25 protein-coding genes and 1 tRNA gene are annotated in these 25,182 nt (G+C 69.5%); 16 read left to right on the top strand and 10 right to left on the bottom strand.

Going from position 1 to position 25,182, the window contains the following annotated elements; translation table 11 throughout:
- Nucleotides 1–802 precede the first annotated feature (802 nt).
- Entirely contained in the window at nucleotides 803–1,321 is a 519-nt protein-coding gene (locus DEI89_RS04980; RefSeq protein ID WP_110902936.1) for a GNAT family N-acetyltransferase, read from the top strand.
- A 136-nt stretch (nucleotides 1,322–1,457) separates the two neighbouring features.
- Here DEI89_RS04980 and DEI89_RS04975 read toward each other — a convergent pair whose 3' ends face one another.
- Complete coding sequence (locus tag DEI89_RS04975) at nucleotides 1,458–1,898, bottom strand: MarR family winged helix-turn-helix transcriptional regulator (protein WP_258368751.1); 441 nt, start codon at nucleotides 1,896–1,898, stop codon at nucleotides 1,458–1,460.
- Nucleotides 1,899–1,986: 88 nt separating this feature from the next.
- Here DEI89_RS04975 and DEI89_RS04970 point away from each other — a divergent pair, with 88 nt between their 5' ends.
- The 4 genes from DEI89_RS04970 to ctaD all read left to right on the top strand — a co-directional run bounded on the left by DEI89_RS04970 (nucleotide 1,987) and on the right by ctaD (nucleotide 6,675).
- Nucleotides 1,987–2,889, top strand: coding sequence for an alpha/beta hydrolase (locus tag DEI89_RS04970; protein ID WP_110902934.1), 903 nt, complete (start codon nucleotides 1,987–1,989; stop codon nucleotides 2,887–2,889).
- Nucleotides 2,890–3,314: 425 nt separating this feature from the next.
- A complete protein-coding gene (locus DEI89_RS17305) occupies nucleotides 3,315–3,548 on the top strand; it encodes a hypothetical protein (protein WP_146236681.1) in 234 nt (77 codons plus the stop codon).
- A 200-nt stretch (nucleotides 3,549–3,748) separates the two neighbouring features.
- Complete coding sequence (locus tag DEI89_RS04960) at nucleotides 3,749–4,915, top strand: glutamate--cysteine ligase (RefSeq protein WP_110902932.1); 1,167 nt, start codon at nucleotides 3,749–3,751, stop codon at nucleotides 4,913–4,915.
- Nucleotides 4,912–6,675 carry a cytochrome c oxidase subunit I gene (gene ctaD, locus DEI89_RS04955; protein WP_110902931.1) on the top strand — a complete coding sequence of 588 codons (1,764 nt, stop codon included), beginning with the start codon at nucleotides 4,912–4,914 and terminating at the stop codon, nucleotides 6,673–6,675. Before DEI89_RS04960 ends, ctaD begins: the two co-directional genes overlap by 4 nt.
- Before the next feature lie 142 nt (nucleotides 6,676–6,817).
- Here ctaD and DEI89_RS04950 read toward each other — a convergent pair whose 3' ends face one another.
- The 7 genes from DEI89_RS04950 to DEI89_RS04920 all read right to left on the bottom strand — a co-directional run bounded on the left by DEI89_RS04950 (nucleotide 6,818) and on the right by DEI89_RS04920 (nucleotide 11,769).
- Nucleotides 6,818–7,372, bottom strand: a complete 555-nt coding sequence (locus DEI89_RS04950; RefSeq protein ID WP_110902930.1) for a hypothetical protein — start codon at nucleotides 7,370–7,372, stop codon at nucleotides 6,818–6,820.
- A 71-nt stretch (nucleotides 7,373–7,443) separates the two neighbouring features.
- Nucleotides 7,444–8,097, bottom strand: coding sequence for a TetR/AcrR family transcriptional regulator (locus DEI89_RS04945; protein ID WP_258368750.1), 654 nt, complete (start codon nucleotides 8,095–8,097; stop codon nucleotides 7,444–7,446).
- A gap of 91 nt (nucleotides 8,098–8,188) precedes the next feature.
- A complete protein-coding gene (locus DEI89_RS04940; protein WP_110902929.1) occupies nucleotides 8,189–8,755 on the bottom strand; it encodes a MarR family winged helix-turn-helix transcriptional regulator in 567 nt (188 codons plus the stop codon).
- Between the two features lie 3 nt (nucleotides 8,756–8,758).
- Entirely contained in the window at nucleotides 8,759–8,941 is a 183-nt protein-coding gene (locus DEI89_RS04935; protein ID WP_110902928.1) for a hypothetical protein, read from the bottom strand.
- Between the two features lie 189 nt (nucleotides 8,942–9,130).
- Complete coding sequence (locus DEI89_RS04930) at nucleotides 9,131–10,012, bottom strand: manganese catalase family protein (protein ID WP_110902927.1); 882 nt, start codon at nucleotides 10,010–10,012, stop codon at nucleotides 9,131–9,133.
- A 37-nt stretch (nucleotides 10,013–10,049) separates the two neighbouring features.
- The gene (locus tag DEI89_RS04925) at nucleotides 10,050–10,886 is read right to left on the bottom strand and encodes an SDR family oxidoreductase (protein WP_258368747.1); all 837 of its coding nucleotides are present in this window, start codon (nucleotides 10,884–10,886) and stop codon (nucleotides 10,050–10,052) included.
- A 109-nt stretch (nucleotides 10,887–10,995) separates the two neighbouring features.
- On the bottom strand, nucleotides 10,996–11,769 hold the full coding sequence (locus tag DEI89_RS04920; protein ID WP_110902925.1) for a TetR/AcrR family transcriptional regulator: 774 nt from the start codon (nucleotides 11,767–11,769) through the stop codon (nucleotides 10,996–10,998).
- A gap of 99 nt (nucleotides 11,770–11,868) precedes the next feature.
- Here DEI89_RS04920 and DEI89_RS04915 point away from each other — a divergent pair, with 99 nt between their 5' ends.
- From DEI89_RS04915 to DEI89_RS04905, 3 genes are all read left to right on the top strand, one after another.
- Complete coding sequence (locus tag DEI89_RS04915; protein ID WP_110902924.1) at nucleotides 11,869–12,726, top strand: NmrA family NAD(P)-binding protein; 858 nt, start codon at nucleotides 11,869–11,871, stop codon at nucleotides 12,724–12,726.
- Between the two features lie 91 nt (nucleotides 12,727–12,817).
- Nucleotides 12,818–13,501, top strand: coding sequence for an SDR family NAD(P)-dependent oxidoreductase (locus tag DEI89_RS04910; protein ID WP_110902923.1), 684 nt, complete (start codon nucleotides 12,818–12,820; stop codon nucleotides 13,499–13,501).
- Nucleotides 13,502–13,552: 51 nt separating this feature from the next.
- A complete protein-coding gene (locus tag DEI89_RS04905; protein WP_110902922.1) occupies nucleotides 13,553–14,344 on the top strand; it encodes an alpha/beta fold hydrolase in 792 nt (263 codons plus the stop codon).
- Nucleotides 14,345–14,492: 148 nt separating this feature from the next.
- On the opposite strand, the gene DEI89_RS04900 is transcribed toward DEI89_RS04905, so the two are convergent.
- Nucleotides 14,493–14,579: transfer RNA gene (locus DEI89_RS04900), tRNA-Leu, on the bottom strand.
- 85 nt (nucleotides 14,580–14,664) lie between these two features.
- On the opposite strand from DEI89_RS04900, the gene DEI89_RS04895 reads away from it, so the two are divergent.
- The 7 genes from DEI89_RS04895 to pknB all read left to right on the top strand — a co-directional run bounded on the left by DEI89_RS04895 (nucleotide 14,665) and on the right by pknB (nucleotide 23,876).
- Nucleotides 14,665–15,345, top strand: a complete 681-nt coding sequence (locus tag DEI89_RS04895; RefSeq protein WP_110902921.1) for a DUF3662 and FHA domain-containing protein — start codon at nucleotides 14,665–14,667, stop codon at nucleotides 15,343–15,345.
- Nucleotides 15,342–15,908 (top strand): FHA domain-containing protein, encoded by a 567-nt coding sequence (locus DEI89_RS04890; RefSeq protein WP_110902920.1) that lies wholly within the window; start codon nucleotides 15,342–15,344, stop codon nucleotides 15,906–15,908. The genes DEI89_RS04895 and DEI89_RS04890 overlap by 4 nt, the downstream gene beginning before the upstream one ends.
- A gap of 7 nt (nucleotides 15,909–15,915) precedes the next feature.
- Nucleotides 15,916–17,286: a Stp1/IreP family PP2C-type Ser/Thr phosphatase gene (locus DEI89_RS04885; RefSeq protein ID WP_110902919.1), complete on the top strand. Its 1,371-nt coding sequence runs from the start codon at nucleotides 15,916–15,918 to the stop codon at nucleotides 17,284–17,286.
- Nucleotides 17,283–18,722: an FtsW/RodA/SpoVE family cell cycle protein gene (locus tag DEI89_RS04880; RefSeq protein WP_110902918.1), complete on the top strand. Its 1,440-nt coding sequence runs from the start codon at nucleotides 17,283–17,285 to the stop codon at nucleotides 18,720–18,722. The genes DEI89_RS04885 and DEI89_RS04880 overlap by 4 nt, the downstream gene beginning before the upstream one ends.
- On the top strand, nucleotides 18,719–20,173 hold the full coding sequence (locus tag DEI89_RS04875; RefSeq protein WP_110902917.1) for a penicillin-binding protein 2: 1,455 nt from the start codon (nucleotides 18,719–18,721) through the stop codon (nucleotides 20,171–20,173). The genes DEI89_RS04880 and DEI89_RS04875 overlap by 4 nt, the downstream gene beginning before the upstream one ends.
- Nucleotides 20,170–21,897 carry a serine/threonine-protein kinase gene (locus DEI89_RS04870; protein WP_110902916.1) on the top strand — a complete coding sequence of 576 codons (1,728 nt, stop codon included), beginning with the start codon at nucleotides 20,170–20,172 and terminating at the stop codon, nucleotides 21,895–21,897. Before DEI89_RS04875 ends, DEI89_RS04870 begins: the two co-directional genes overlap by 4 nt.
- Nucleotides 21,898–22,049: 152 nt before the next feature.
- Nucleotides 22,050–23,876 carry a Stk1 family PASTA domain-containing Ser/Thr kinase gene (pknB, locus tag DEI89_RS04865; protein WP_258368743.1) on the top strand — a complete coding sequence of 609 codons (1,827 nt, stop codon included), beginning with the start codon at nucleotides 22,050–22,052 and terminating at the stop codon, nucleotides 23,874–23,876.
- 71 nt (nucleotides 23,877–23,947) lie between these two features.
- Here pknB and DEI89_RS04860 read toward each other — a convergent pair whose 3' ends face one another.
- Nucleotides 23,948–24,586, bottom strand: a complete 639-nt coding sequence (locus tag DEI89_RS04860) for an aminodeoxychorismate/anthranilate synthase component II (protein ID WP_110902914.1) — start codon at nucleotides 24,584–24,586, stop codon at nucleotides 23,948–23,950.
- A gap of 83 nt (nucleotides 24,587–24,669) precedes the next feature.
- Between DEI89_RS04860 and DEI89_RS04855 the strand changes: the two genes are divergently transcribed.
- The gene (locus DEI89_RS04855) at nucleotides 24,670–24,924 is read left to right on the top strand and encodes a cell division protein CrgA (protein WP_110902913.1); all 255 of its coding nucleotides are present in this window, start codon (nucleotides 24,670–24,672) and stop codon (nucleotides 24,922–24,924) included.
- The last annotated feature ends 258 nt before the right edge of the window (nucleotides 24,925–25,182 follow it).

Below are 25,182 nucleotides of genomic sequence, written 5' to 3'. Positions count from 1 at the left end.
GCCTGCTCACCGTGACACCAACATGGCGGCAGCGTACCGGCAGCTGCCGTCCGGTAGCGGATCCGTCATCGGTACCGCTGCCGCCGAGTGAGAGCGATCCGCGATCGCACAGCCTCGACGCACTGCCCCAGCGACTCTCGGTCCGTGTGCAGCGTCAAGTCAGCTCCGATCCGTGGCAGCTCACGCTGCCAATGGTCGTAGGCCGCGCGTAGGTAGTCCTCCTGACGCGACACTCCGCGGCTTGGATCCGCCAAAGCGCGCTTGAAGGCGACATCAAAAGGTGCAGTTGTCGCGATCGTCAGCGATGGGACTTCGTCAGGTGCTTGCCGGAGTAGTCCGCGCACCTTCTCGCCCGTTCCGACACCCTCCACGATGACGCAGGTCATCCCCGCGCGGAGCCACAGCCCTGCGACTGCCTCGGTGATCTGATGCGCTATTTCCCAGCCCGGGAGCGTGGGTAGCGCCATCGAGGCGATCTGGTCCAGCTCAACTGCCGCAACCCGCTCTCCTTGCCCGCGAAGCTCATCGCTGAGAGCCACAGTGAGGGCACTCTTCCCAGACGCTTGTGGCCCAGCAATGACCACGTAGACAAGGGGTGGAGTACCTGTAGTCATCTCGGCAGCGTGCTCGATGGTCGCGCGGCCCGCAAGAGTCTCGATCCCGGTGGGCTACCGAACGCCACCTCGGTCGCTCTTGGTCGTTCCGGGAGGAGATCCCTTCCTGGGACGGGTTGCTTCACCCGCCCTTCGGACCCGCACCGTGGGAACTTCGCCGAGCGTCGTCACACTGGTTGACTGACGCGATGGCATTCGAGATCCGCGGCGCGACTCCTGTTGATGCTCTACAGATCGCGCGGGTGCACAAACGATCACGCGAGGCCTACTACGGGGATGCCCTCGACCCGGTCGATGCGGCTCGTGATCGGTACCCGATGTGGGTCGACACGTTGACCAGGGCTGACACCTGGTGCGCCGTCGCGGTGCTGCATGAGGACCTCGTGGGTTTCATCGCGGGTCACCTCCCCGAGCGGGACGATCTGCCTGCCGAACTGTCAAGTCTCTACGTCGACCCTGATCGGTTCGGTTCAGGGGTCGGTAGTGCGCTGTACCAGCGCTTCGTCGACGTCGTTTCATCGGGTACCGCTGAACTCGAGGTCTGGGACGGGAACGACCGGGCAAAGCGCTTCTACGCGCACCGAGGCTGGCAACCGACCGAACAGATCAGAGCAGGCGTCACCGGGAAGCCATTCGTCACCTGGACGCTCGACCTTCGCCCCTGCAAGCCAGACGTCCGTAGCCGGTCGTCTACGGGATGTCGTTAGCGGGCGTACCGCAAAAAGCTCCACGAGAGGCGAGGAGTGTCCTCACCTCCTGCGAAGAACCAGTCACCACGTGGCGGGTAGAGCTCCGCTGTCGGACCCGATGCGGGACTCGCTGCACTGCGCTGCGTGGCTTGCATCATCCGACGGGCATGCCGAGCCGGTCATTCCCCAACCTGGCTCGGAGCGTGTGGAGCAGAGCACCGACGATCTTCACTTGGTCGTCGTCGAGAGACGGGGCGACGAGTTCGGCGAGCTGGCGACGGAACGTCACCTCTGCCGCAGCGACGATTGCGGCACCTGTGTCAGTCAAGGAGACGAGCACCGATCGCCCATCTGTGGGATTCGGTCGGCGATCGACCCAGCCGCGCGCGGCGAGTCGATCCACCCCCTTGCTGATCGCCCCGACTCCGGCAGCGAAGTTCGTGGCGACGTCTGCGATCCGCGACGCAGGGTGGTCCCGGAAGTAGCAGAGGAACTCGTACTGCGTAGCCACGATGCCGTGCTCGCGACGCAGGGTGTCACTCACTGCGTTGTAGAGACGCGTCTCGGCTCGAACCAGGTCGTCGAAGAGCTGCACGAGATCATTGCTTGCCGTTTTGGTTGCCACGGCATACAGTCTACCGTTGCATGCCGCGGCAACCAAACCGCCCGGCGGGAGGAGCACCATGAGCCGAGAACAACGACAGGCACTCGACGACATGCTTCGGGCAGCACCGCAGGCCAGCGGGCCGGTGCCAGTCGAGCAGATGCGGCAGGGGTTCGCTCGCTTCATGAGCCAGTTCCCCGTCCCCGCGGGCGTCACGCGAACGCCGATCGAACTCGGCGGTCGAGGCGCTGTCCGCGTCGAACCGAGCGCTGACGCCCGTCCGGGCATCATTCTGTACTTGCACGGTGGATCGTTCTCGCTTGGTTCCCCCGAGACCGCGATGGCATTGACCGCGCACCTCGTGGAACGCACAGGCGTGCCAGCGGTCTCGGTCGACTACCGGCTCGCTCCGGAGCATCCGTTCCCGGCAGCCATCAACGACTGCCTCTCCGCCTACCGCGACCTGCTCGATCACGACGTCGACCCAGCGAGCATCGTGTTCGCTGGCGATTCCGCAGGAGGGGGCCTCGCGGTGACGACGACCCTCGCCGCCCGGGATGCCGGGCTCCCCGTCCCTGCAGGGATCGTCGCGTTCTCGCCCGGGCTGGACCACACGCGTACCGGTGCGTCGATGACGTCGAAGGAGGGCATCGACCCGCTCTTCACCCGCGCCGGGATGGAGCACACGGGCACCCTGTACCTCGACGGTCAAGACCCGGAGCAGCCGCTGCTCGCTCCAGCGGTGCACGCCGACCTCAGGGGGTTCCCGCCGATGCTCCTGCAAGTCGGGACGAACGAGCTCCTCCTCGACGACGCCGTCCGACTCGCCGACCTGGCACGCGCCGCCGAAACGGACGTCATCCTCGACGTCGTTGCCGGCGTGCCCCACGTGTTCCCCGCGTTCGTCGGGCTGATCGACGAAGCCGATGAAGCAATCGCTCGGGCAGCCCTGTTCATCGGACAGCGCCTTCGGATCAGGTGACGAGGCCACGTCCGGGGAACCGACGGGCCGACGAGACTGCTCCAGCGCCCGAACCGACGAGGACCAACCGCACTGGTCACGTGCGTTTCGACACCGTCCTGACCCAGGCTGACGTCCCCACGCTCCGTATCGAGGTTGCTGCGCTCCGGCTCCCAGAGCGTCGACTGGCGCGAGGCGTGAGCATGCAACGCGACGGGCGCGAACGCCCGTGGCAGTTCCAAGCGGTCGTTGACGAACGCGATGAGAATTGGACGTTCGACCGGGAGGGGCACACCCACCGCGACCGCTACGAGGAGGGCGTCCTCCACACCGTTGACGGGCCGTCGGAAGTCAGCTTCGCTCGCAGCGGCACGGTTGCCTCTCCCGTTCGGCTGCTCACTCCTGAGCTGCTCCTCCTGTGGGGGTCACCTGCGAGCTACTCACCGATGCTCGTCCAGCGGATCAACGAGCACTGGCTGCTGTTCACGTTCGAGCACGAGCTCGACCCCGCGCAACGCACGACGCTGGTCATCGACGAGCGCGACGGAGTCGCACACCGCTCGTACGGAGTGGATCAGATCACGGTGATCACCGAGCTCCGCTTCATGGAAGACGACGAGCCGATGCCTCCACGTCCGCGCTTCCCTCGACTGCAGGAGTGGCCCCGGCTCGAGTACTGAAGCCACGCGCGCGAGGCGGCGCCCGGATGTGGACCGCCATCAGCGCGCGATCTTGCGCTGCACGCTCCTCGGCAGACGAATCAGCAACCAACTCCCCCACCACCCTCCCCCGCGACCGAACCCGCGCTCCACGGATCGTCCTGCCGCGTGCTCCGGCCACCCGGTGCCCATGCGCAGCCGCCCGAGGATTCACTCAATGCATGCGCACCATGGGAGTCGAAGAAGAGCTGCTGCTCATCGACCGGACGACGGGTCACCCCGTCCCGGTCGCGGAACAGGTGCTCGCCCGTGCCGTCGCTGCCGGCGGCCCCGGCGACGGTGGCGAAGTCGTCGGCGAGATGCACCGGGAGGCCATCGAGGTCTTCACCCGCCCGCACTCGTCGCTCGCAGCGCTCGGTGGTCAGGTGCTCGCCAACCGTGAGTTCACCGAGATGCTCGCGTCCGAGGCCGGAGCACATGCCGCCCCCCTCGCGACCTCGCCCTGCCCGGTCGAGCCACACCCGACGGAGTCGGAGCGGTACACGACGATGATGCAGCGGTACGGCTCGCTGCCCCGGCGGGTGCTCACGTCCGGGCTGCACGTGCACGTCTCGGTGGACTCCCCGGAGGAGGGCGTCGCCGTCCTCGACCAGATCCGCACCTGGACCCCGATCCTCATCGCCCTCTGCGCGAACTCCCCGTTCCACGACGGCGTCGACACCGGCCACGCCAGTTGGCGGTCGATGCTCTGGAACCAGTGGCCGTCGTCGGGTCCGCAGGAACGCTTCGGTTCGCTGGCGCGCTACCGAGCGGTGATGGACGCGATGCTCAGCACCGGTGCGCTCCTCGACTCAGGCATGCTCTACCTCGATGCCCGGCTGTCGCAGAACCACCCGACGGTCGAGGTCCGGGTCGCCGACGTGCCGCTCGACCCCGGCACGACCGTCACGGTCGCCGGCCTGGTCCGCGCCCTGGTGGACACGGCGGCGAACGACGCCGCGATCGGCCGGGAGGCTCCCAACACCCCCGCCTGTGCGGTCCGGCTGGCGAACTGGCGAGCGGCGCTCGAGGGGCTCGACGGGTGCCTCGTCGATCCGACGACCGAGCGCCCGGCTCCGGCCCGGGACGTCGTGATGCTGCTCCTGGCGCACGTCCTGCCGGCCCTGACGGCGAACGGCGACGACCAGCTGGTCGAACGGGGCATCGCCGACCTCTTCGCCCGCGGCACCGGTGCCGCCCGCCAGCGCGCAGCCCGTCTGCCGATGACGGAACCGGGGTCGGACGACCTCGGGCACATCGCCCTCGCCGCGGCCCGGGCCGTCCCGGCCGCAAGCACCCACCTCGATGCAGCACGACCGCGGACCGTGATCGGACGGAGTACCCCATGACCCAGACGACGACGCCCCCCGCCCTCGGGGAAGAGCCCGGTGAACTCCTCGGACGACGGCCGCTCCGGTCGGGTGTCCGGGCGGTGCACTGGCACACCTCCACGGACCACAAGACGATCGGCAACCTCTACCTGGTGACCTCGTTCGGCTACTTCTGCCTCGCCGGACTGATGGCCGTCGTCATGCGGACCGAGCTCTTCACCCCCGGACTCGACGTCCTGGACACCCGCGAGCAGTACAACCAGCTCATGACGATGCACGGCACCGTGATGCTGCTGCTCTTCGCCACCCCGCTGTTCGCCGGGTTCGCGAACGCGATCATGCCCCTGCAGATCGGCGCCCCGGACGTCGCCTTCCCGCGACTGAACGCCCTGTCCTACTGGCTGTACGTCTTCGGCAGCGTCATCGCGATGGGTGGCTTCCTCACGCCGGCCGGGTCGGCGTCGTTCGGCTGGACCGCCTACGCGCCACTGTCGGACACGACGTTCCAGCCCGGCCTCGGTGGGACCCTGTGGGTCGCGGGCCTGAGCATCACCGGGTTCAGCACGATCCTCGGGTCGGTGAACTTCATCACGACGATCGTGACGATGCGGGCCCCCGGGATGACCATGTTCCGGATGCCGATCTTCACGTGGAACGTGCTGATCACCTCGATCCTCGTGCTCATGGCGTTCCCGGTGCTCGCGGCGGCCTTGTTCGGGCTGCTGCTGGACCGGGCGTTCGACGCGCAGGTCTACAACCCCGCCAACGGCGGAGCTCTGCTCTGGCAGCACCTGTTCTGGTTCTTCGGCCACCCCGAGGTCTACGTGATCGCGCTGCCCTTCTTCGGGATCGTCTCCGAGGTGTTCCCGGTCTTCAGCCGCAAGCCGATCTTCGGCTACAAGACGCTGGTGTACGCGACGATCTCGATCGCGGCCCTGTCGATCTCGGTCTGGGCGCACCACATGTTCGCGACGGGCGGGGTCCTGCTCCCCTGGTTCTCCCTGATGACGATGCTCATCGCGGTGCCGACCGGCGTGAAGATCTTCAACTGGGTCGGCACGATGTGGCAGGGCTCGGTGACGTTCGAGACGCCGATCCTCTGGGCGATCGGGTTCCTCGTGACGTTCACGTTCGGCGGTCTGACGGGGGTGATCCTGGCGTCCCCGCCGCTGGACTTCCACGTGCACGACACCTACTTCGTCGTCGCACACTTCCACTACGTCGTGTTCGGCACGGTCGTGTTCGCGATGTTCTCCGGCTTCTACTTCTGGTGGCCGAAGTTCACGGGGAAGATGCTCGGCGAACGCCTGGGCAAGGTCCACTTCTGGATGCTCTTCATCGGGTTCCACACGACCTTCCTCATCCAGCACTGGCTCGGCGTGGTCGGCATGCCCCGCCGCTACGCGAGCTACCTGCCGGAGGACGGGTTCACCTGGATGCACCAGGTGTCGACCGTCGGGGCGATGGTGACCGCCGCGTCGATGCTCCCCTTCTTCCTGAACATCGTGCAGACGATGCGGCACGGCCAACGGGTCCGTGTGAACGACCCGTGGGGCTACGGCCGATCGCTGGAGTGGGCGACGAGCTGCCCGCCGCCCCGCCACAACTTCACCGCGATCCCGCGGATCCGATCCGAGTCGCCGGCCTTCGACCTGAACCACCCGGAGGCCGGTGTCCCCGTCGGTGTGGGTCGGGCGATGGACGCCCCTGATGCGCCGACGCACGACCAGGCGAGCGGCAAGACCCGGAAGCCGGAGGGCCCCGGGCAACAGGCGTGACCCCCGCACCGCTCAGTGCGGTCCGTGCCCCTCGGTGGACACCGCGATGCTCAGGCTCGCCAGGTCCTCCGGGTCCAGGTCGTCACGGATCCGTCCTGCCGACTGGTCCCGTTGCTGGACGGCACGGTCTACCGGTCTACGGTCATCCGGGCAACCGCGCTTCGAGCGGCTGGTCGCCGCCGTGGTCCACCAACACCCGGCTCCCGTCGACTTGGAGGCGGAAGACGTCCTCACCGGTCGAGGAAGGTCCCGTCTCGACCTGGTTGCTGTTCGCCCACGCCCGCGCGCCGGCGGCGGGTCGGAAGGACCATCCGTCGCGGAAGCCGAGTTGGAGCTGACGTCCGCCCAGCGAGCGGTACTCGGCGACGGTCACCGTGTGACCGGAGGCCGAACCGACGTCGACGTACCGGACCGACCCACCGAGGGACGAGAGCACGACGGAAGCGAGTGTGCACACCAGGAGCCCCACCGACACGAGCGCCGCGGCAGCGCGAGCGACCGTCCTGCCCGCGGAGCGCGCTGACCGGGTCAGGTGCCACGCCCACGTGACGGCGGCGTACGAGGCAGCGAGCGCACCGACCAACCAGCAGGCCTGCATGATCGTGCCGGGCCCGCGTCCGGCGATGACGAGCTGCGCGCCGTCACCTCCGGCGTGCACGAGCACGACGCCGACGACGAGCGCGACGGCGGCGACCACGACAGCAGTCCACCGGCTCGCGGTGGACAGGGCGCGACCAGTTCTCACTCGCGGTGCCTGCTCGGGGAGCATCAGTCGGCCGGGAGCACGGCCTCGGGGCCGGATGCCCGCGGTTCGCCGGGGGGCACGATCCGTTCCAGCAGTCGCAGCACCCGCTCCCCGTCGACCGAGCCCGGGTCGAGCAGCCACTGCACCTGCATACCGTCGGACACCGCGATGCTCAGGCTCGCCAGGTCCTCCGGGTCCAGGTCGTCACGGATCCGTCCTGCCGACTGGTCCCGCCGGATCAGGTCGGCCAGGTCGGCGCGCAGCCGGGTGAACCGGTCGCGCATGAACTCGCGGGTGGCCGGGTGCCCCTCCTGCACGGCGTCGGCGGAGAGGGTCGTGTAGAGCTGCACCAGCCCCGGTACGGCCCGGTTGCGGGCGGCGCTCTCGCGCATGTCGCCGATGGCGGACTTCATCCGCTCCGGTGCGCCCTGCTCGCGCACCTCGTGCTCGCGGTAGACGGCGAGCAGCAGTTCGTCGCGGCTCGGGAAGTAGTGCCGGAGAGCCGCGTGCGTGATGCCGAGGGCGTCCGCGACGGACCGCAACGAGGACGCGTCGACACCCTGCTCGGCGACCATCCGGATCATCTCATCGAGGATCTGCGCCCGTCGCTCGGTGCCCTTGCGGTAGCCGCCGCGGCGCGACGAAGTCGCTGCGTCATCATCGGCGGGGTCGTTCACCGTGCCAACTTACCGCTGGAAGGTTTTCGCGGCCAGTGGCGGACGGGAGGCCCGGATCACCACCGGTGACGTGCCTCCCGTCCGGTGGGTGTCAGGAACCGGCAGCCGACTCGCCGGCGTCAGCGCCGGCCTGCGGGACCGTGTACTCGTCCACCGGCGTCGGCAGGCCCGCGTCGAGTGCGGCCGTGATCTGCGCCAGGCAGCGCGCCAGGACCTCGTTGTCCTCCGCCGAGAGGTGGTCGATGACCTCGACCACGGCCTCGTGGAAGATCTCGTACGACTTGTCGATCTTGCGGGCGGCCTGCACCGTGGGCTCGAGCACTTGCGCCCGCCGGTCGGTGGGGTGCGGGACCCGGAGCAGGTCGCCCTTCTCGACCAGGCCGTCGACGATCTTGGTGACCGAGGCGTTCGAGACCGACAGCATGACGGCCAGGTCCTTCGGGCCCATGCTCCGGCCGTCGCGGTGCGCCTGCAGCATGTAGCGGACGGTGAGGAACTCGTTCTTCGTCAGACCGCTCTCGCCGCGGGCACGTTCGAGCTGGTCCTCTTCGGCGTGCTGCAGCCGCAGCAGGGCGTCGACCGCGGTCTTGGCGGACCGGGTGCGGGGCTCGCGGGCGTAGAGGTGGACGTGCTCGCGGCGGACGACGGTCAGCGGCATGCGTCAGGCGGCCGGAGCGACGAAGAAGTCGGCGTAGGACAGTTCGGTGCGGCGGGACAGCAGCGACGGGTCCTGGATCCGCTGGGCGACCCAGGCCTCGATGACGGCTGGATCGGTGAGTCCCACTCGCGGGTGGGAGCCGCCGAACCGAGTGTCGTGCGACGTGCTGTGGTACGTGCTCTGCATGGGTGCGCCTTCCTCGTCGAGGGTCTGCTGTCCGTCCGGACGAGCAAACTCTTTCACATCGTGAACTGTGAGGGCAACAAACAGTTTTGCCACTTGTACAGTTCGCGCACCGAACGACTGCGGTCCCCCGCGGACGCACACGAGCCCCTCCTCCAGCGGAGGAAGGGCTCGTGTGTGGAGCGGGACGGACTACTCCTTGTTGAGCTTGTCCTGCACCGTGCCGGCGATCTTCTCGACCGTGTTCGGCAGCTCGGTCGTGCCGTAGAGGCGCGCGTCCGGGTGCGTGGGCGGCGGCATCGGCACCGAGGTAGTGGGGCCGTCGTGGTACGAGTACTCGCCCTTGCCGTCGAACGACGGGCCGCTCGCCCACGAGCCTTCCTTCGCCTGGGCTCCGTCGGAGAAGTTGAGGTACTGGTAGTGCACCTCCTGGTTCTCCTTGCTCTGCGGGAAGTTGCTCGGGACCGGCAGCGTCTCGAGGCCCTGCTCGCGCAGCTCGGCGGCGGCGGTCGCCCACATGTTCTGGTGCATGGTGTCGCGGGCGATGAGGAAGCTCAGCAGGTCCCGGACGCCGTGGTCGTCGGTCATGTGGTAGAGCCGTGCGGCCTGGACGCGGCCCTGCATCTCGGCGTTCTCGTTCGCCGTGAAGTCGGCGAGCAGGTTGCCGCTGGCCGTGATGTAGGAGCCCTGCCACGGGTTGCCCATGCTGTCGACCGGACGCGCACCGGCGCCGGCGACGATGGCGTGCTGGACGTCCGTGCCACCGACGATCGCGGCGACCGTCGGGTCGTCCTGCAGCGCGTCCTCGGTGATGCCGAGCGGGGACTTCTCGAGCAGCTGGGCGATCATCGTCGCGAGCATCTCGACGTGGCCCATCTCCTCGGCGCCGATGCCGAACACCATGTCGCGGTACTTGCCCGGGATGTGCATGTTCCACGCCTGGAACTGGTACTGCAGCGCGACGGAGATCTCGCCGTACTGACCACCGAGCACCTCCTGGAGCTTGCGCGCGTAGATCGCGTCGGGCTTGTCGGGGGTCGCCTTGAACTGGAGCTCTTGCTTGTGGAAGTACAAATCGTTCTCCTGTTTCTGTTCGGTTCGGGTGGACGGGTCAGAGGATCGGCGTGCCGCCGGTGACCGCGATGCGCGCACCGGAGACGTAGCTGCCGTCGTCGCTCGCGAGCAGGACGTACACCGGGGCCAGCTCTGCCGGCTGTCCGGCGCGACCGAGGGGTGTCTGGGTGCCGAACTGTTCGACCTGCTCGGCGGGCATCGTCGAGGGGATCAGCGGCGTCCAGATGGGGCCGGGCGCGACGCTGTTCACGCGGATGCCGCGCTCCCCGACGAGCTGCGCGAGCGCGGCCGAGAAGTTGGCGATCCCGGCCTTGGTCACGTCGTACGGCAGCAGGGTCGGCACCGGGTTGTCGGAGTTCACCGAGCTCGTGCCGATGATCGAGGCGCCCGACTGCAGGTGCGGCAGTGCTGCCTTGACGAGGTGGAAGTAGGCGCTGAGGTTCGTCGCGAGGGTGTGGTCCCACTCCTCGTCGGTGATCTCCTCGAGTGTCTCGTGGGTCATCTGGTACGCGGCGTTGTTCACCAGCACGTCGATGCCGCCGAGCTCGGACACCGCGGTGTCGATGATGCTGCGGCAGTAGGCCGGGTCACTGACGTCACCGGGGAAGAGCACGGCCTTGCGACCGGCGTCCTCGATCCAGTGCTTGGTCTCCTGCGCGTCCTCTTCCTCTTGGGGCAGGTAGGAGATCAGGACGTCGGCACCTTCGCGGGCGAAGGCGATCGCGACCGCCTTGCCGATACCGCTGTCACCGCCGGTGATCACGGCCTTCTTGCCGGCGAGCTTGCCGGATCCCTTGTAGCTGGTCTCGCCGTGGTCCGGCTTCGGTCCCATCGCCTGCTCGGAACCGGGGGGTTGCTGCTGTTGATCGCTCATGTCACTCCCTGGACGAAGGTCATCGTGCAGGGGGTCATGGTCGGCGGGCGTCGCTGGACGGCCGTCCGGAGTGTTCAGATCACGCGGAAGGGCACCGCGTGCCCGCCGGTCAGGAGGCGGTGGTCGCCCGTCCGAGCCACTCCTGCAGCAACGCCCGCTCGGGGTCGGTCAGCCCGGGGAGTGCCGGAGCGGCGGCACGGACGGCCTGCAGCGCAGCGAGGGTCATCGACGCTCCCTCGTCAGGGTCGCCGCCTGCCCATACGGGCGGGTCCGTGACGATGGCGGCCAGGACCGTGTCGAGCATGAGTTCGGGCAACGAGGGTCCGGCGCCGTCTCCGCCGACTCCAACGTCCTCGCCGTGTCCGCTGGCATGCCCGCCGCCGTGTCCGCCGGCGAGCATCGTCAGCATCGACCCGGCGCCGGCCGCGCGGATCATCGCGACCGCCTGCTCCTCGGGCACGCGGAGGCGTCCGGCGGCGGCGACCCGGTGCACCCGCGCACGGAGCACCTCCAGTCCGGCAGCGACCGCCGGGGAGTCGTCGTCGCGGTCCGAGGCGTAGAGCAGACGGAACAGCGCGGGGTTGGCGAGCCCGAAGGCCACCTGCACCCGCCACGAGTCGCGGAGGTCCGCGACCGGGTCCCCGCCGCCGCCGACCTCGGCGGCGGCGTGCTCGGTCTTCGCGGCGACGAACTCCGCCAGGACGTGCTCGGCGACCGCGTCGAGCAGGCCGTCCTTGTCACCGAAGAGCCGGTAGATCGCCGGCGCCTGGACACCGGCGGCGAGCGCGACGCTCCGGGTGGTGACCGCGGCGACACCGTCCTCGGCGAGCAGGCGTGCGGCCGCGGTGACGATGCGGGTGCGCGGATCCGGTGCGGGGCTCATGGTTCCGATGCTACCGAGGCGGTGGTATCGCCGCTTCCCTCATGGCGTTTCCAATGATACTTTCCTCGTGTTACCACTGGAAACACGATCGGAGCAGCCATGATCATCGTCACCGGAGCCACCGGACAGCTCGGCGGGGCAGTCGTCGCCCACCTCCTCGAACACGTCCCCGCCCGGGAGCTCGCCGTCAGCGTCCGCGACCCACGGTCGGACGCCGCACGCCGGCTCGCCGACCGGGGCGTGCAGGTCCGACGGGGTGACTTCACCGAGCCCGCCACGCTCCCCACGGCGTTCGCGGACGCCAGCCGGGTGCTCATCGTCTCCGGGCCGGCCGACCCCGAGCCGCACCGCGTCGCCGTCGAGGCAGCGGTCACCGCCGGCGCCGGACACATCGTCTACACCGCACACATGGCGACCTCCCCGGACTCCCACTTCGGTCCCGCCCGGCAGCACGCCGCCACGGAGCAGGACCTGGCCACCACCGGCATCGCCACCACGTCCCTCCGCAACGGTTTCCACGCCTCGAGCGCACCCTTCATGCTCGGCGCCGGCCTCCGGACCGGCGAGCTCCGCCTGCCCGCCGACGGTCCCGTCGCCTGGACGGCGCAGGCGGACCTGGCCGTCGCCGCCGCGATCGCCCTGACGGACCCCGACCGCCTGCACGGCACCACCCCGCCGCTCACCGCGTCCCGGGCGCTCGACATGGACGAGCTCGCCGAGATCGTCTCGCGGGTCACGGGTCGGACCCTCACCCGGACCGTGATCGACGAGGACGAGTACCGCGCAGAACTCGTCGCCGGCGGACTCCCCGAGGCGTTCACCCCGATGATGACCGGGTTCTTCGCAGCCGCACGTGACGGCGAGTTCGCCACGGTCGACCCGATGCTCGCCGACCTCCTCGGCCGCGAGCCGCGGAGCATCGAGGACGTCCTCGCCGACGCACTGCGGGCGCACTGATCGCGCGCGGCGCCGGACGGGAGGCGCGGGGCGGGCCCGGCACGGGCCTCCCGTCCGGCACCTGAACGGGCACCGGCGTACCGTCCACGACGTGGATCTCCAGCTGCAGGACCGTGTCGCACTCGTCGTCGGCGGGAAGGGGTACATCGGCACGGCCGTCGTCGACCGCCTCCGCCAGGAGGGCGCCATCGTCGTCGTCGCCTCCCGCACCGCCGACGCCCCGGGAAGCATCGCGATGGACACCGCCGACCAGGCATCGGTCGACACCGCCGTCGCCCGCGTGCTCGAGGACCATGCGCGCATCGACGTCCTCGTGGTCACCGCGGCCCCGGCGGCGAACACCCTCGACCCCGAGCGCCGCTCCGACCCGGACCAGGTCGCCGCGGCCGTCGACGGCAAGGCCCTCGGGTTCCTCCGCGTGGCGAACGCCGTCCTGCCCGCGCAGCGCCGGGCCGGCTTCGGCCGCGTCGTCGTCGTCAGTGGACAGAACGCCTACCTCTCGGGGAACATCACGACCTCGCTGCGCAACGCGGCGACGAACGTGATCGCGAAGAACCTGGCCGACGAGACCGCGGGCACCGGCGTGACCGTCAACGTCATCAACCCGGGCACCGTGACCGATCAGCCCGACGCCGAGGTCCGACCGGGTGCCGGCGGCCAGTCCAGCCCGCAGCAGATCGCCGACCTGGTCGCGTTCCTGTCCTCCCCGCTGTCGGTCGTGTCCGGCGAGTCGATCTCGATCGCCCATCGTGTCCTCGGGAGCGTCACCGTCTGACCGGCTGGCACGTCTCTTCCGCCGCGCGACGGGCGGGTGTTGACTGCCGCCATGCAGCAGGTCCACTCCGCCGATGGCACCTCCATCGCCTGGGAGGCCGTCGGCCCGTCCGACGCCCCCGGAGTCGTCGTGGTCGGCGGGGCGTTCAGCACCGCCGACGCCGCCCGACCACTCGCGCACGCCCTCGCCGAGGCGGGCCTCCGGGGTGTGGTCCTGGACCGCCGTGCCCGCGGCGGATCCGGGGACACGTGGCCGTACGCGCCCGGACGGGAGGTCGAGGACCTCATCGCCGTCGCCGCGGCCGCCGGTGGCGTCCGTGCCGCGCTCGGGCACTCCTCGGGCGCCGTCCTGGCCCTCCGTGCGGCGGCCGGTGGACTCGAGGTCGAGCATCTCTTCCTCTCCGAGCCGCCCTTCGCGTTCGAGGACTCCCGCCCGCCGCAGGCCCCGGACCTGGTGGACCGACTGCAGGCGCACCTCGACGCCGGGCGACCCGAGGACGCCGTCGTCCTCTTCCAGCGCGAGGCCGTGGGCCTGCCCGACGAGGTCATCGAACAGATCCGGCACGCACCGATGTGGCCGGCCCTCGTCGCCGTCGCGCAGTCGACCGTGTACGACGCGACGATCACCGCCGAGACGCCGGTGCCCTCCCCCGCCATGGCGGCCGTGTCGATGCCGGTGACCGTCCTGCGGGGTGGGCGGACCTGGCCGTTCCTGGTGACTGCGACCGACCGGCTCGCGGAACTCCTGCCGACCGGGAGGCTCGTGGTCGTCCCCGAGTCGCAGGACCATGCACTCCACCCGGCGGGTACGGCGCGGGAGGTCGCGGCAGCGCTCGGGGCGTGATGGCGGCGCACGCTCGGGGCGTGATGGCGGCGCACATGGCGCACGACGACCTACCGCCACGACGACCGACCGACGAGCCGCCGCGAACGACGAAGGCCCCGATCTCTCGATCGGGGCCTTCGTCGTGCTGCTCTCCATCGGAGAGCCCTGGTGCGCGAGGGGGGACTTGAACCCCCACGCCGTTTCCAGCACACGGACCTGAACCGTGCGCGTCTACCAATTCCGCCACTCGCGCCAGCGACGAGAACACTACCATGCACAGACGGTGCCCGGAGCCAACCACTACCATGCAGAGGTCAGCGACCGAGAACGTGGGGACCATGGGCTTACTGGACAACTTCGAGCGAGGGCTGGAGCGCGCCGTCAACGGCGCGTTCGCGAAGACCTTCCGCTCCGGTGTGCAGCCGGTCGAGATCACCGCGGCACTGCGGCGTGAACTCGACACCAAGGCTGCCGTGGTCTCCCGCGAGCGCATCCTCGTGCCGAACGAGTTCACGGTGCGGCTCGCTCCGCCGGACCACACCCGGATGAACGACGTCGGGCGGCCGCTCATCGACGAGCTCACGCAGCGGGTGCAGCAGCACGCGGTGGCGCAGAACTACTCGTTCTCCGGCCCCGTCACCATCCGTCTGCAGCAGGACGGCACCCTCTCCACCGGCATCCTCGAGATCGACTCGACGACGGTGCAACGTGACGTCGCCTGGGTCGCGGTCCTCGACATCGGCTCGCAGCGCCACCGTCTCCAGCGCGGCCGCACGGTCATCGGCCGCGGCACGGACGCCGACATCACGGTCGCCGACACCGGCACGAGCCGCAAGCACGTCGAGGTCCTGTGGGACGGCAAGCACGCGCAGGTGAACGACCTCGGGTCGACGAACGGGTCGAAACTCAACGGTGAGCGCTTCAGTCAGGCGATCCTCGAGCCGGACTCAACCATTGAGATCGGTCGGACCCGTATGGTGTTCCGGGTGATCCCGGAGAACGACGGAGGTGCGCGATGACCACGGGCCTGACCCTGCTCGTCCTGCGCTTCGCGTTCCTCGCGGTGCTGTGGCTGTTCGTCTTCGTGATCGTCTTCGCGCTGCGCAGCGACCTCTTCGGCCAACGCGTCCGTGCGATCCCGACCGACCCCAAGGCCGGCCCGTCGACGCCGACCACGCCGCCGATGCCGGCCGGTGCCGGGACCGCCGCCGCAGCCTCCGGGGCGTCGCCCAGCGCCTTCACCGAGCTGATTGGCCAGCCCAACACCCCGACGGCCTCCCCCTCCGGAGCGGTCGCCACCCGTCTCGTCATCACCGAAGGTGCTCGTGAGGGCATGGAGATGCCCCTCGGCGGCGGCCCCATCACGATCGGCCGCTCCAGCGAGAGCAACGTCGTGATCCGCGACGACTACACCTCCACCAACCACGCCCGGCTCGACCTGCAGGGCGGTGCCTGGGTGCTGACCGACCTCGGGTCGACCAACGGCACCTTCGTGGGCGGCCAGAAGGTCACCGTTCCCACCACCGTCGCGGAACGCACCCCGATCACCATCGGGACGACGACGTTCGAGCTGCGGCGGTAGTCCCGGGATGACGGCTCGCACGCTGAGCGCCGCTGTGTCCCACGTCGGACGCATCCGCGCGAACAACCAGGACTCCGGCTACGCCGGGCAGCACCTGTTCGCGGTGGCCGACGGCATGGGCGGGCACGCCGGCGGTGACGTCGCCTCAGCCATCGCGATCCGGCGGATCCGCGAGGTCGACCGTGAGTTCCCGTCCGCGCACGACGCCGAGTTCGCGCTGCAGTCCGCACTGATCGCCGCGAACCAGCTCATCACCGAGACGGTGTTCGAACACCAGGAACTCACCGGCATGGGCACCACGGTGAGCGCCATGATCCGGGTCGGCGACCAGCTGGCGATCGCCCACATCGGCGACTCACGCATCTACCGCTGGCGTGACGGCGAACTGCAGCAGATCACCGCTGACCACACGTTCGTGCAGCGTCTCGTCGACAGCGGCCGCATCACGCCCGAAGAGGCCGCCGTGCACCCCCGCCGCTCGGTCCTGATGCGCGTGCTCGGCGACGTCGACGCCGCGCCGGAGGTCGACACCGCGATCATGGACATCCGCCCGGGCGACCGGTGGCTGCTGTGCTCCGACGGACTGTCGTCCTACCTGGCGGAAGAGCGCATCCGGCACGCGCTCGCGTCGACGATGGACGCCAACCAGGTGACGCAGCGTCTGGTCAAGGAGACGCTCGACCACGGTGCGCCCGACAACGTCACGGTCGTCGTGCTCGACGTCACCGACTCCGAGCCGGGCGACGACGACGACGCGGCCACGACGGTCGGTTCGGCCGCAGCCCCCCTCACCTTCGAGGCGTCCACCGGCCGCAAGCCGATCCGGCTCCCCACCATCCTGCTCCACCCACTCAAGGTCTCGAGCGCTCCGGAGGACTCGCACTTCGAGCCCGAGTCGGACCAGTACTTCGCCGAACTCATCGCCGAGGACCGCCGCCGCCGGGTCCGACGCCGCGTCTCGTGGTCGATCGCGCTCGTCGTCGCGATCCTGGCCCTCGTCGGCGCACTCTTCCTCGGCTACCGCATCGTGCAGGACCACTACTACGTGGGCACGGACCGCGGTTCGGTCGCGATCTACAAGGGCGTCCAGCAGTCGATCGGCCCGATCGCGCTGTCCGATGTCTACGAGGACACCGACATCGCGCTGACCGAGCTCCCCGACTACACGCGTGAGAACGTCCGGTCGACGATCAACGCGACCTCGCTGCAGGACGCGCGAGCGATCGTCGAGCGCCTGCGCACCGCCGCCGCGACCGGCCAGGACCAGAGCGGGACGGGAGGCTCGGCCGACTCCCCGACGTCGTCACCGTCCGCCTCCCCCTCCGGGTCCGCGACGCCCCGTACCCCGTCACCCTCTCCGTCGAGGAGCGCACGATGAGCGCCACGACCGCACCCTCGTTGACCCAGGCGATCACGATCAAGCTCCGGGAGCCGGCTCGCGCGCGGAACCTCGAGCTCGTGCTGCTCGTCATCGCATGCGGCATCTGCGCGGGGGCGATGGTGCTCGTACAACTCGGTACCAAGGGCCGGGTCTTCGACACCTCGGTGCTCTGGACCGCGGCCTCGATCCTCGGCCTCGCGCTGGTGATGCACGTCATCCTGCGGATCGTCGCGAAGAACGCCGATCCGTTCATCCTCCCGGTCGCGCTCGTGCTGAACGGCATCGGCATCGCCGAGATCTACCGGATCGACATCCACAACGGCGTCGAGGGCTGGGCGGCCATCGGCGTGAAGCAGATCGCCTGGACGCTGCTCGCGATGGTGTTCGCGATCGCGACGATCCTGCTCGTGCGCAACCACCGGTTCCTGCAGCGCTACCGGTACATCTTCATGCTGCTCACGATCGTGCTGCTCCTGCTGCCGATGCTGCCCGGCATCGGCACGAACATCGGCGGTGCCCGGGTCTGGATCCGGATCGGACCGTTCTCGTTCCAGCCGGGCGAGCTCGCGAAGATCACGATGGCGCTGTTCTTCGCCGGCTACCTGGTCACCGCGCGGGACAGCCTGTCGATCGTCGGCCGGAAGTTCCTCGGCATGACGTTCCCGCGCGCCCGTGACCTCGGCCCGATCCTCATCATCTGGGGTGTGGCGATGAGCGTGCTGGTGTTCCAGCGCGACCTCGGCACGGCGCTGCTGTACTTCGGCCTGTTCCTCGTGATGATCTACGTCGCGACCGCCCGGCTCAGCTGGGTCGTGATCGGCCTCGTCCTCTTCGTCGGCGGCGCCCTCGTCGCGGCGAGCGTCCTGGTCTACGTCCAGGGCCGGTTCGAGCAGTGGCTCGACCCGTTCGACCAGCAGATCTTCCTGCGGCAGACGCAGGGCAGCTACCAGCTCGTGCAGGGCCTGTTCGGCTTCGCCAACGGCGGCATCACGGGCACCGGACTGGGGCAGGGCCGCCCGTACATCACGCCGGTCGCCAACGCCGACTACATCATCGCCTCGATCGGTGAAGAGCTCGGTCTGATCGGCGTCTTCGCGGTCCTCGGTCTGTTCGTCGTCCTGGTCTCCCGCGGCATCCGCGTCGGGTTCATGGCCCAGGACGACTTCGGGAAGCTGCTCGGCATCGGGTTCGGCTTCACGATCGCCCTGCAGGTCTTCGTCGTCGTCGGCGGCATCACCCGGATCATCCCGGTCACCGGACTCACCACGCCGTTCATGGCGGCGGGTGGTTCGTCCCTCGTGGCGAACTGGATCATCGCGGCGATGCTGCTGCGCCTGACCGACTCGATCCCCGCCGAACAGCGCATCCAACAGGGTGCGTTGTCGGAGCGGGGCAACACCGGCCGTGGCCGGTCCAGGAAGGAGCGCCGGTGAACCGCCAACTCCGCGGCGTCTCGACCGTCGTCGTGCTCATGTTCGTCGCACTCTTCGTGTCGACGACGTCCATCCAGTTCTTCGCGGCGGACTCGCTCCGCGCCGACAGCCGGAACTCCCGAACCATCCTGGACAGTTACTCGACCAAGCGCGGCGCGATCCTCGTCGACGGGAAGCCGATCGCCGAGTCCACCGCGGTCGACGACCAGTACCAGTACCAGCGCAAGTACAACAACGGCGAGCTCTACTCGGCAGTCACCGGCCACTTCACGATCGGCCAGGGCAACTCCGGCATCGAGAGCGCAGAGAACGCCGTGCTGTCCGGCAACAGCGACGACTCGTTCTTCCAGAACCTCAACGCGATCCTCACCGGCCAGGACGTCCAGGGCGACAACGTCAACCTGACGATCGACCCCGACGTGCAGCAGGCCGCGTATGACGCCCTCGGTGCGAACACGGGTGCGGTCGTCGCGATCCAGCCGAAGACCGGCAAGATCCTGGCGATGGTGTCGAAGCCGGGCTACGACCCGAACACCCTCACGTCGCACGACACGAAGGACGTCATCGCGCGCTACGAGGCGCTCGAGTCCGACGCGTCCAAGCCGCTGGCGAACCGTGCCATCGCGGGCGACCTGTACACGCCCGGGTCGGTGTTCAAGCTCGTGGTCGCCTCCGCGGCACTGGCGAGCGGGGACTACACGCTCGACTCGACGCTCCCGAACCCGTCGACCCTGACCCTGCCGGGCAGCAGCTCACGGATCAACAACGCCGAGGGCGGCAGCTGCGGTGGTGGCGACGAGGTGAAGCTCCGCGTCGCGATCCAGTACTCGTGCAACATCCCCTTCGCCGAACTCGGTCGCAAGCTCGGGTACCAGGCCATCAAGAAGACCGCGGACGAGTACGGCTTCGGCAGCGTCATCGACGTCCCGACCTCGGCGACCCCGAGCCAGTACCCGGAGCCCGAGTCGACGGCCGAGCTCATGCTCAGCTCGTTCGGCCAGGCCAGCGACCGCGTCACCCCGCTGCAGATGGCGATGGTGTCCGCCGGCATCGCGAACGGCGGCCGCGTCATGCAGCCGTCGCTCGTGGAGTCGATCGAGACGAGCGACCTCAAGACCGTCGACTCGTTCTCGCCGAAGCAGTACAGCGCCCCGCTGTCGTCCGACGCGGCTTCCGACCTGACCGAGGCGATGCAGAGCGTCGTCAACGCGGGGACCGGAACGAATGCGAAGATCGACGGGGTCGACGTCGCCGGCAAGACCGGGACGGCCGAGGGCGGCACGGGCGATCCCTACACACTCTGGTTCACGGGCTTCGCCCCCGCCAAGGACCCCGAGGTCGCGGTCGCCGTGGTCGTCGGGAACGGCGGCGGGCTCGGGCAGTCCGGAGTCGGCAACACGGTCGCGGCTCCCGTCGCGAAGAAGGTCATGGAGGCGGTGCTGAACAAATGAGACCCACCAGCGGACTCACCTTCGGTGGGCGGTACCAGCTCTCCTCCCGAGTCGCCATCGGCGGCATGGGAGAGGTGTGGCAGGCGACTGACCTCGTCATCGGGCGCACCGTCGCCCTGAAGATCCTCAAGGACGAGTACCTCGGCGACCCCGGGTTCCTGGAGCGCTTCCGCGCCGAGGCCCGGCACGCCGCACTCGTCAACCACGAGGGCATCGCCAACGTGTTCGACTACGGCGAGGAAGACGGCAGCGCCTACCTCGTGATGGAGCTCGTCCCCGGCGAAGCACTGTCGACGATGATCGAGCGCGAGCACACCCTGCCCGTCGACAAGGTCCTCGACATCGTCGCCCAGACCGCGAACGCCCTGCAGGCAGCGCACGCGGTCGGCCTGGTGCACCGCGACATCAAGCCGGGCAACCTGCTCATCACCCCGGACGGCCGCGTCAAGATCACCGACTTCGGGATCGCACGCATCGCCGACCAGGTGCCGCTCACCGCGACCGGCCAGGTCATGGGCACCGTCCAGTACCTCTCGCCCGAACAGGCGAGCGGCCACCCGGCGTCCCCGTCCACGGACGTGTACTCGCTCGGCATCGTCGCGTACGAGTGCCTGGCAGGTCGTCGACCCTTCACGGGTGAGTCGCAGGTCGCCATCGCGATGGCGCACATCAACGACCAGCCGCCCGCGCTCCCGGGGACCGTCCCGGAGCCGGTGGCGGCCCTCGTGATGTCCTGCATCGCGAAGAAGCCCGCCGACCGCCCGGCGACCGCGGCCAACCTCGCCCGCGCCGCCCAGGCCCTCCGTCGTGGCGACGTCGCCGCAGCGACCGTCGCCGTACCGGCCATCGGCGGCGCCGGGACCGTGGCGTTCAACCCGCCGCCCGGCAACGACGCGGCGACCGCGCTCATCGGCACCCAGGCGAACGCCCCGGTCGTCGGTGGTGGCGCTCCGGGCAGCCCGGCTGGCCCCGGAGAGGACACCGACGAGCGGAAGAGCCGCGCGTGGATCTGGTGGCTCGTCGGCGCGGTCGTGGTGATCGCCGCGATCGTGATCGGCGTGCTCGTCTTCGCGAACGGCGACCCCGACCCGAAGCCGACGACGCCGAGCCGGAGCGCCACCCCGTCCCAGGTGCAGACACCGAGTCAGGAACCCTCGGCGACCCCGACGGAGGTCCGGACGACGATCAACCCGGCCGACTTCGTGGGGCGCCCGACGGACCAGGTCCAGGGTGAACTGCAGGGCATGGGCTTCTCGGTCCGGGTCCAGGACGGCGACCCCGCCGAGACCGCCGAGCAGGCGAACACCGTGCAGTCGATCAGCCCGACCGGCAGCCTGTCGGACGGCACGCTGATCACCCTCCGGGAGTTCACGGCTCCGCCGTCGGTCAACAAGCCGAACACCCCGAGCGCCGGCGCGGTCTCCGCCACCGGAGCGGTGACGTTCAGCTGGTCGACCGCCACCTGCCCGACCGGGTACACCGTCTCGAAGTACTCGTGGACGGTCTCCGGCGGCAAGGACTCCAGCGGCGCGACGAGCGGCGACACCTCGGAGACCTCGGTCGACATCCAGGCCGACCAGGCCGGCGACGACGTCACCCTGTCGTACACCGTCACGTGCGGGAACCTCGCCGCGTCGAGCAGCTCCGACCCGGCCACGGCCACGTGGGTGGCACCGGTGGAGCCCACGGACGCGCCGAGCTCGACGGCGACGCCGCAGGACTGACGCGCCACACGCGCCACCGCCCGGGGCCCCGACACGGAACGTGTCGGGGCCCCGCCACGTTCCGGTAACGGTTGCTCGCGGAGCGCCGTCAGCCAGCGTCCCTCCAGAGACCCCTGCCGTAGACTTGCCCGGACGGACATTCGGAGGAGTACGTGCCTGAAGGTGTGACCGCGGGGATCACGCTCCTCGCCAACCGGTACGAGATCGGTGACGTCATCGGACGCGGCGGCATGGCCACCGTGCACGTCGGCACCGACACCCGACTGGGCCGGCGAGTGGCCGTGAAGCTGCTCAAGCCGAGCCTCGCCAACGACCCGGCGTTCCGCACGCGCTTCCGGCAGGAGGCCCAGGCCGCAGCCCGCATGGCGCACCCGACGATCGTCCGGGTCTACGACGCCGGTGAAGAGACCGTGCGCGAGAACTCCGGCGCCGAGGTGCAGGTCCCCTTCATCGTGATGGAGTACGTCGAAGGCCGCCCGCTGAGCGAGATCGTCGCGGAGGGTCCGGTCGTGCAGGAAGAGGCCGCGCGCATCGTCGAGGGCATCCTCACCGCGCTCGAGTTCTCCCACCGCGCAGGCGTCGTCCACCGCGACATCAAGCCCGCCAACGTCATGATCACCCACTCGGGCCAGGTCAAGGTGATGGACTTCGGTATCGCCCGTGCCATCACCGACACCTCGGCCACGGTGGCGCAGACCACGTCGATCCTCGGCACTGCGTCGTACTTCTCGCCGGAGCAGGCCCGCGGCGAGGTCGTCGACGCCCGCACCGACCTGTACTCGACCGGCATCGTGCTGTTCGAGCTGCTCACCGGGCACCCGCCCTTCCGGGGCGCGTCGCCCGTGGCCGTGGCTTACCAGCACGTCAGCGAGCAGCCCGTCCCTCCGTCGACCCTCACGTCGACGGTGTCACCGGCCCTCGATGCCGTCACGCTGCACGCCCTCGTGAAGGACCGCACCCGCCGGTTCCAGAACGCCGCCGAGTTCCGCCGGGACCTGCAGCAGGCGGCCGCCGGCCACGTCCCGATCTCGAAGAAGAAGCTCGCGGCCGCCGCCGCGGACGACGCCGCACTGCTGTTCGGGGTCAACCCCCGCGCCGCCGCCACTGCCGACGTCACGTTCCGCGAGCTCGACGACACGCAGGAGCGCCGTCCCCAGCGGACCCAGAACCGTCCACCGGTCGCCTGGATCTGGCTCGGCATCGTCCTGACCATCGCCGTCATCGCCGCCGTGGCCTACTTCGTCGCGAACCTCGAGCCGGGCAAGCCGCCGGTGAGCTCCTCGATCAAGGTCCCGAGCGTGTCCGGCCAGACCTTCGACGAGGCCCAGGCGACACTCGAACGACGGGGTCTGAAGGGAGTCCGCGACGACGAACCGTCCGACGACGTGGACGAGGACGACGTCATCCGGACGATCCCGGGTTCCGGTACCTCCGTGGCGCGGGACCAGGACATCCGCATCATCGTCTCGACGGGGCCGGAGCAGATCGCGGTCCCCGACGTCCAGTCGCAGACGCAGGACGCTGCGACCAAGGCCCTCGAGTCCGCCGGCTTCTCGGTCGGAGCGGTCAGCTCGGACTACTCGCCGACGGTTCCGGAAGGGACCGTCCTGAGCAGCGACCCGGCGTCGGGCGGCACCCAGGCGAAGGGCTCGGTCGTGAACCTCGTCGTGTCCAACGGCAAGGTCCAGCTGCCGGACGTCACGCAGCAGCCGTTCGACACCGCCCGTTCGACCCTCGCCGGCCTCGGGCTCACGGTACAGCCGGCGCCGACCTACGCCTGCACGGGCACCACGGTGACCCAGCAGAGCGTCCCCGCGGGCGACGTCGCCCAGGGCAGCAGCGTGACCCTGACCTACTGCGCCGGCACCGCACAGCGTCAGCCGTCACGACAGCCAGCGGCCCCCTCCGACGGAGGAGCCGACAACGGCGGCACGACCGGCGGCGGCGGCGCGACCCTGAACCAGGGCGACGACGGCTGACGGCTGGGAGCGCCTCTGCGCCTCCGAGTGGTCAGTCCGCGAGTCCGGGGACCCGGGAACCAGGGATCGGGTCAGCGTCCGGAGATGAGCGGACCGAGACCGGCTGCGCGCTCGGCTGCGCCGCTGAGCCCGGCAGTCTCGAGCCAGTTGCCCACCATCCGGTACCCGCCCTCGGTCAGGACGGACTCCGGGTGGAACTGCACACCGTAGACCGGTGCGCCGCGGTGCTGGACGCCCATGATGACGCCACCCGCGGTCCGGGCCGTGATCGTCAGTTCGTCGGGCACCGTGCCGTCGACGATCGCCAGCGAGTGGTACCGCGTGGCCGTGAAGGGGTGCGGGACGCCGGCGAAGAGCACGCTGTCGTCGTGGTCGACCTGCGACGTCTTGCCGTGCATGAGTTCGTCGGCGTGCGTGACGGTGGCTCCGAGAGCCTCTGCGATCGCCTGGTGTCCGAGGCAGACGCCCAGCAAGGGCTTGTCAGCCGCGATGGCTGCCCGCACGGTCGGGATCGAGACGCCGGCGTCGGCCGGGGTACCCGGGCCGGGAGACAGCAGCACACCGTCGTACTCGGCGATGCGATCGGCGATCTCGCCCACCGGGAACGCGTCGTTGCGGACGACGTCGGTGTCCGCCCCGAGCTGCTGCACGTAGCCGTTCAGCGTGTACACGAAGCTGTCGTAGTTGTCGACGACGAGGATCTTGGTCATGGGCCGTCCACCGTACTCGTGTGTGATGTGAGTCCCGTCCGACGGGGCGGGAACGCACGCATGGTGACGGTAGGATACCGGCCATGGCCATGGACAAGGACCGCACCAAGCCCGCCCGGACGACCCGAGCCGACTCGGTCGACACCGCGGGGGACCAGCCGAACCCCGTCTGGTTCAAGCCCGTCATGTTCGGTTTCATGCTGATCGGACTCGCATGGGTCATCGTCTTCTACGTCTCCGGCGGCACGCTGCCGGTCCCGTCGCTGAACTCGTGGAACATCCTGATCGGCTTCGGCATCATGTTCGTCGGGTTCCTGATGACGACGCGGTGGCGCTGACCGCCTGCTCCGCACTCCCTCGACGCCCGTCGCACCACTCCTGGTGCGGCGGGCGTCGTCGTCTTTCCACAAGCTGCGGGTGCCGCGCATCGCCAGCCGGGAGGCTCAGGGCGCGTTGTCCACAGATCGTGCAGTTCTCCACACACCTGTCCCCACCCCCGATGCCTGGTTTTCCACAGGCTCCTCCACATTGGGGATAATCACACCGGTGTAACTCACGGACTTGTCCCCAGGTGTGGAGAACTCGGGCGGCAGGTG

It is taken from the genome of Curtobacterium sp. MCBD17_030, from assembly GCF_003224255.1.
GTDB lineage: Bacteria > Actinomycetota > Actinomycetes > Actinomycetales > Microbacteriaceae > Curtobacterium.
Note: the sequence above shows the minus strand (reverse complement) of the source record. Positions and strands in the feature narration are given on the sequence as shown.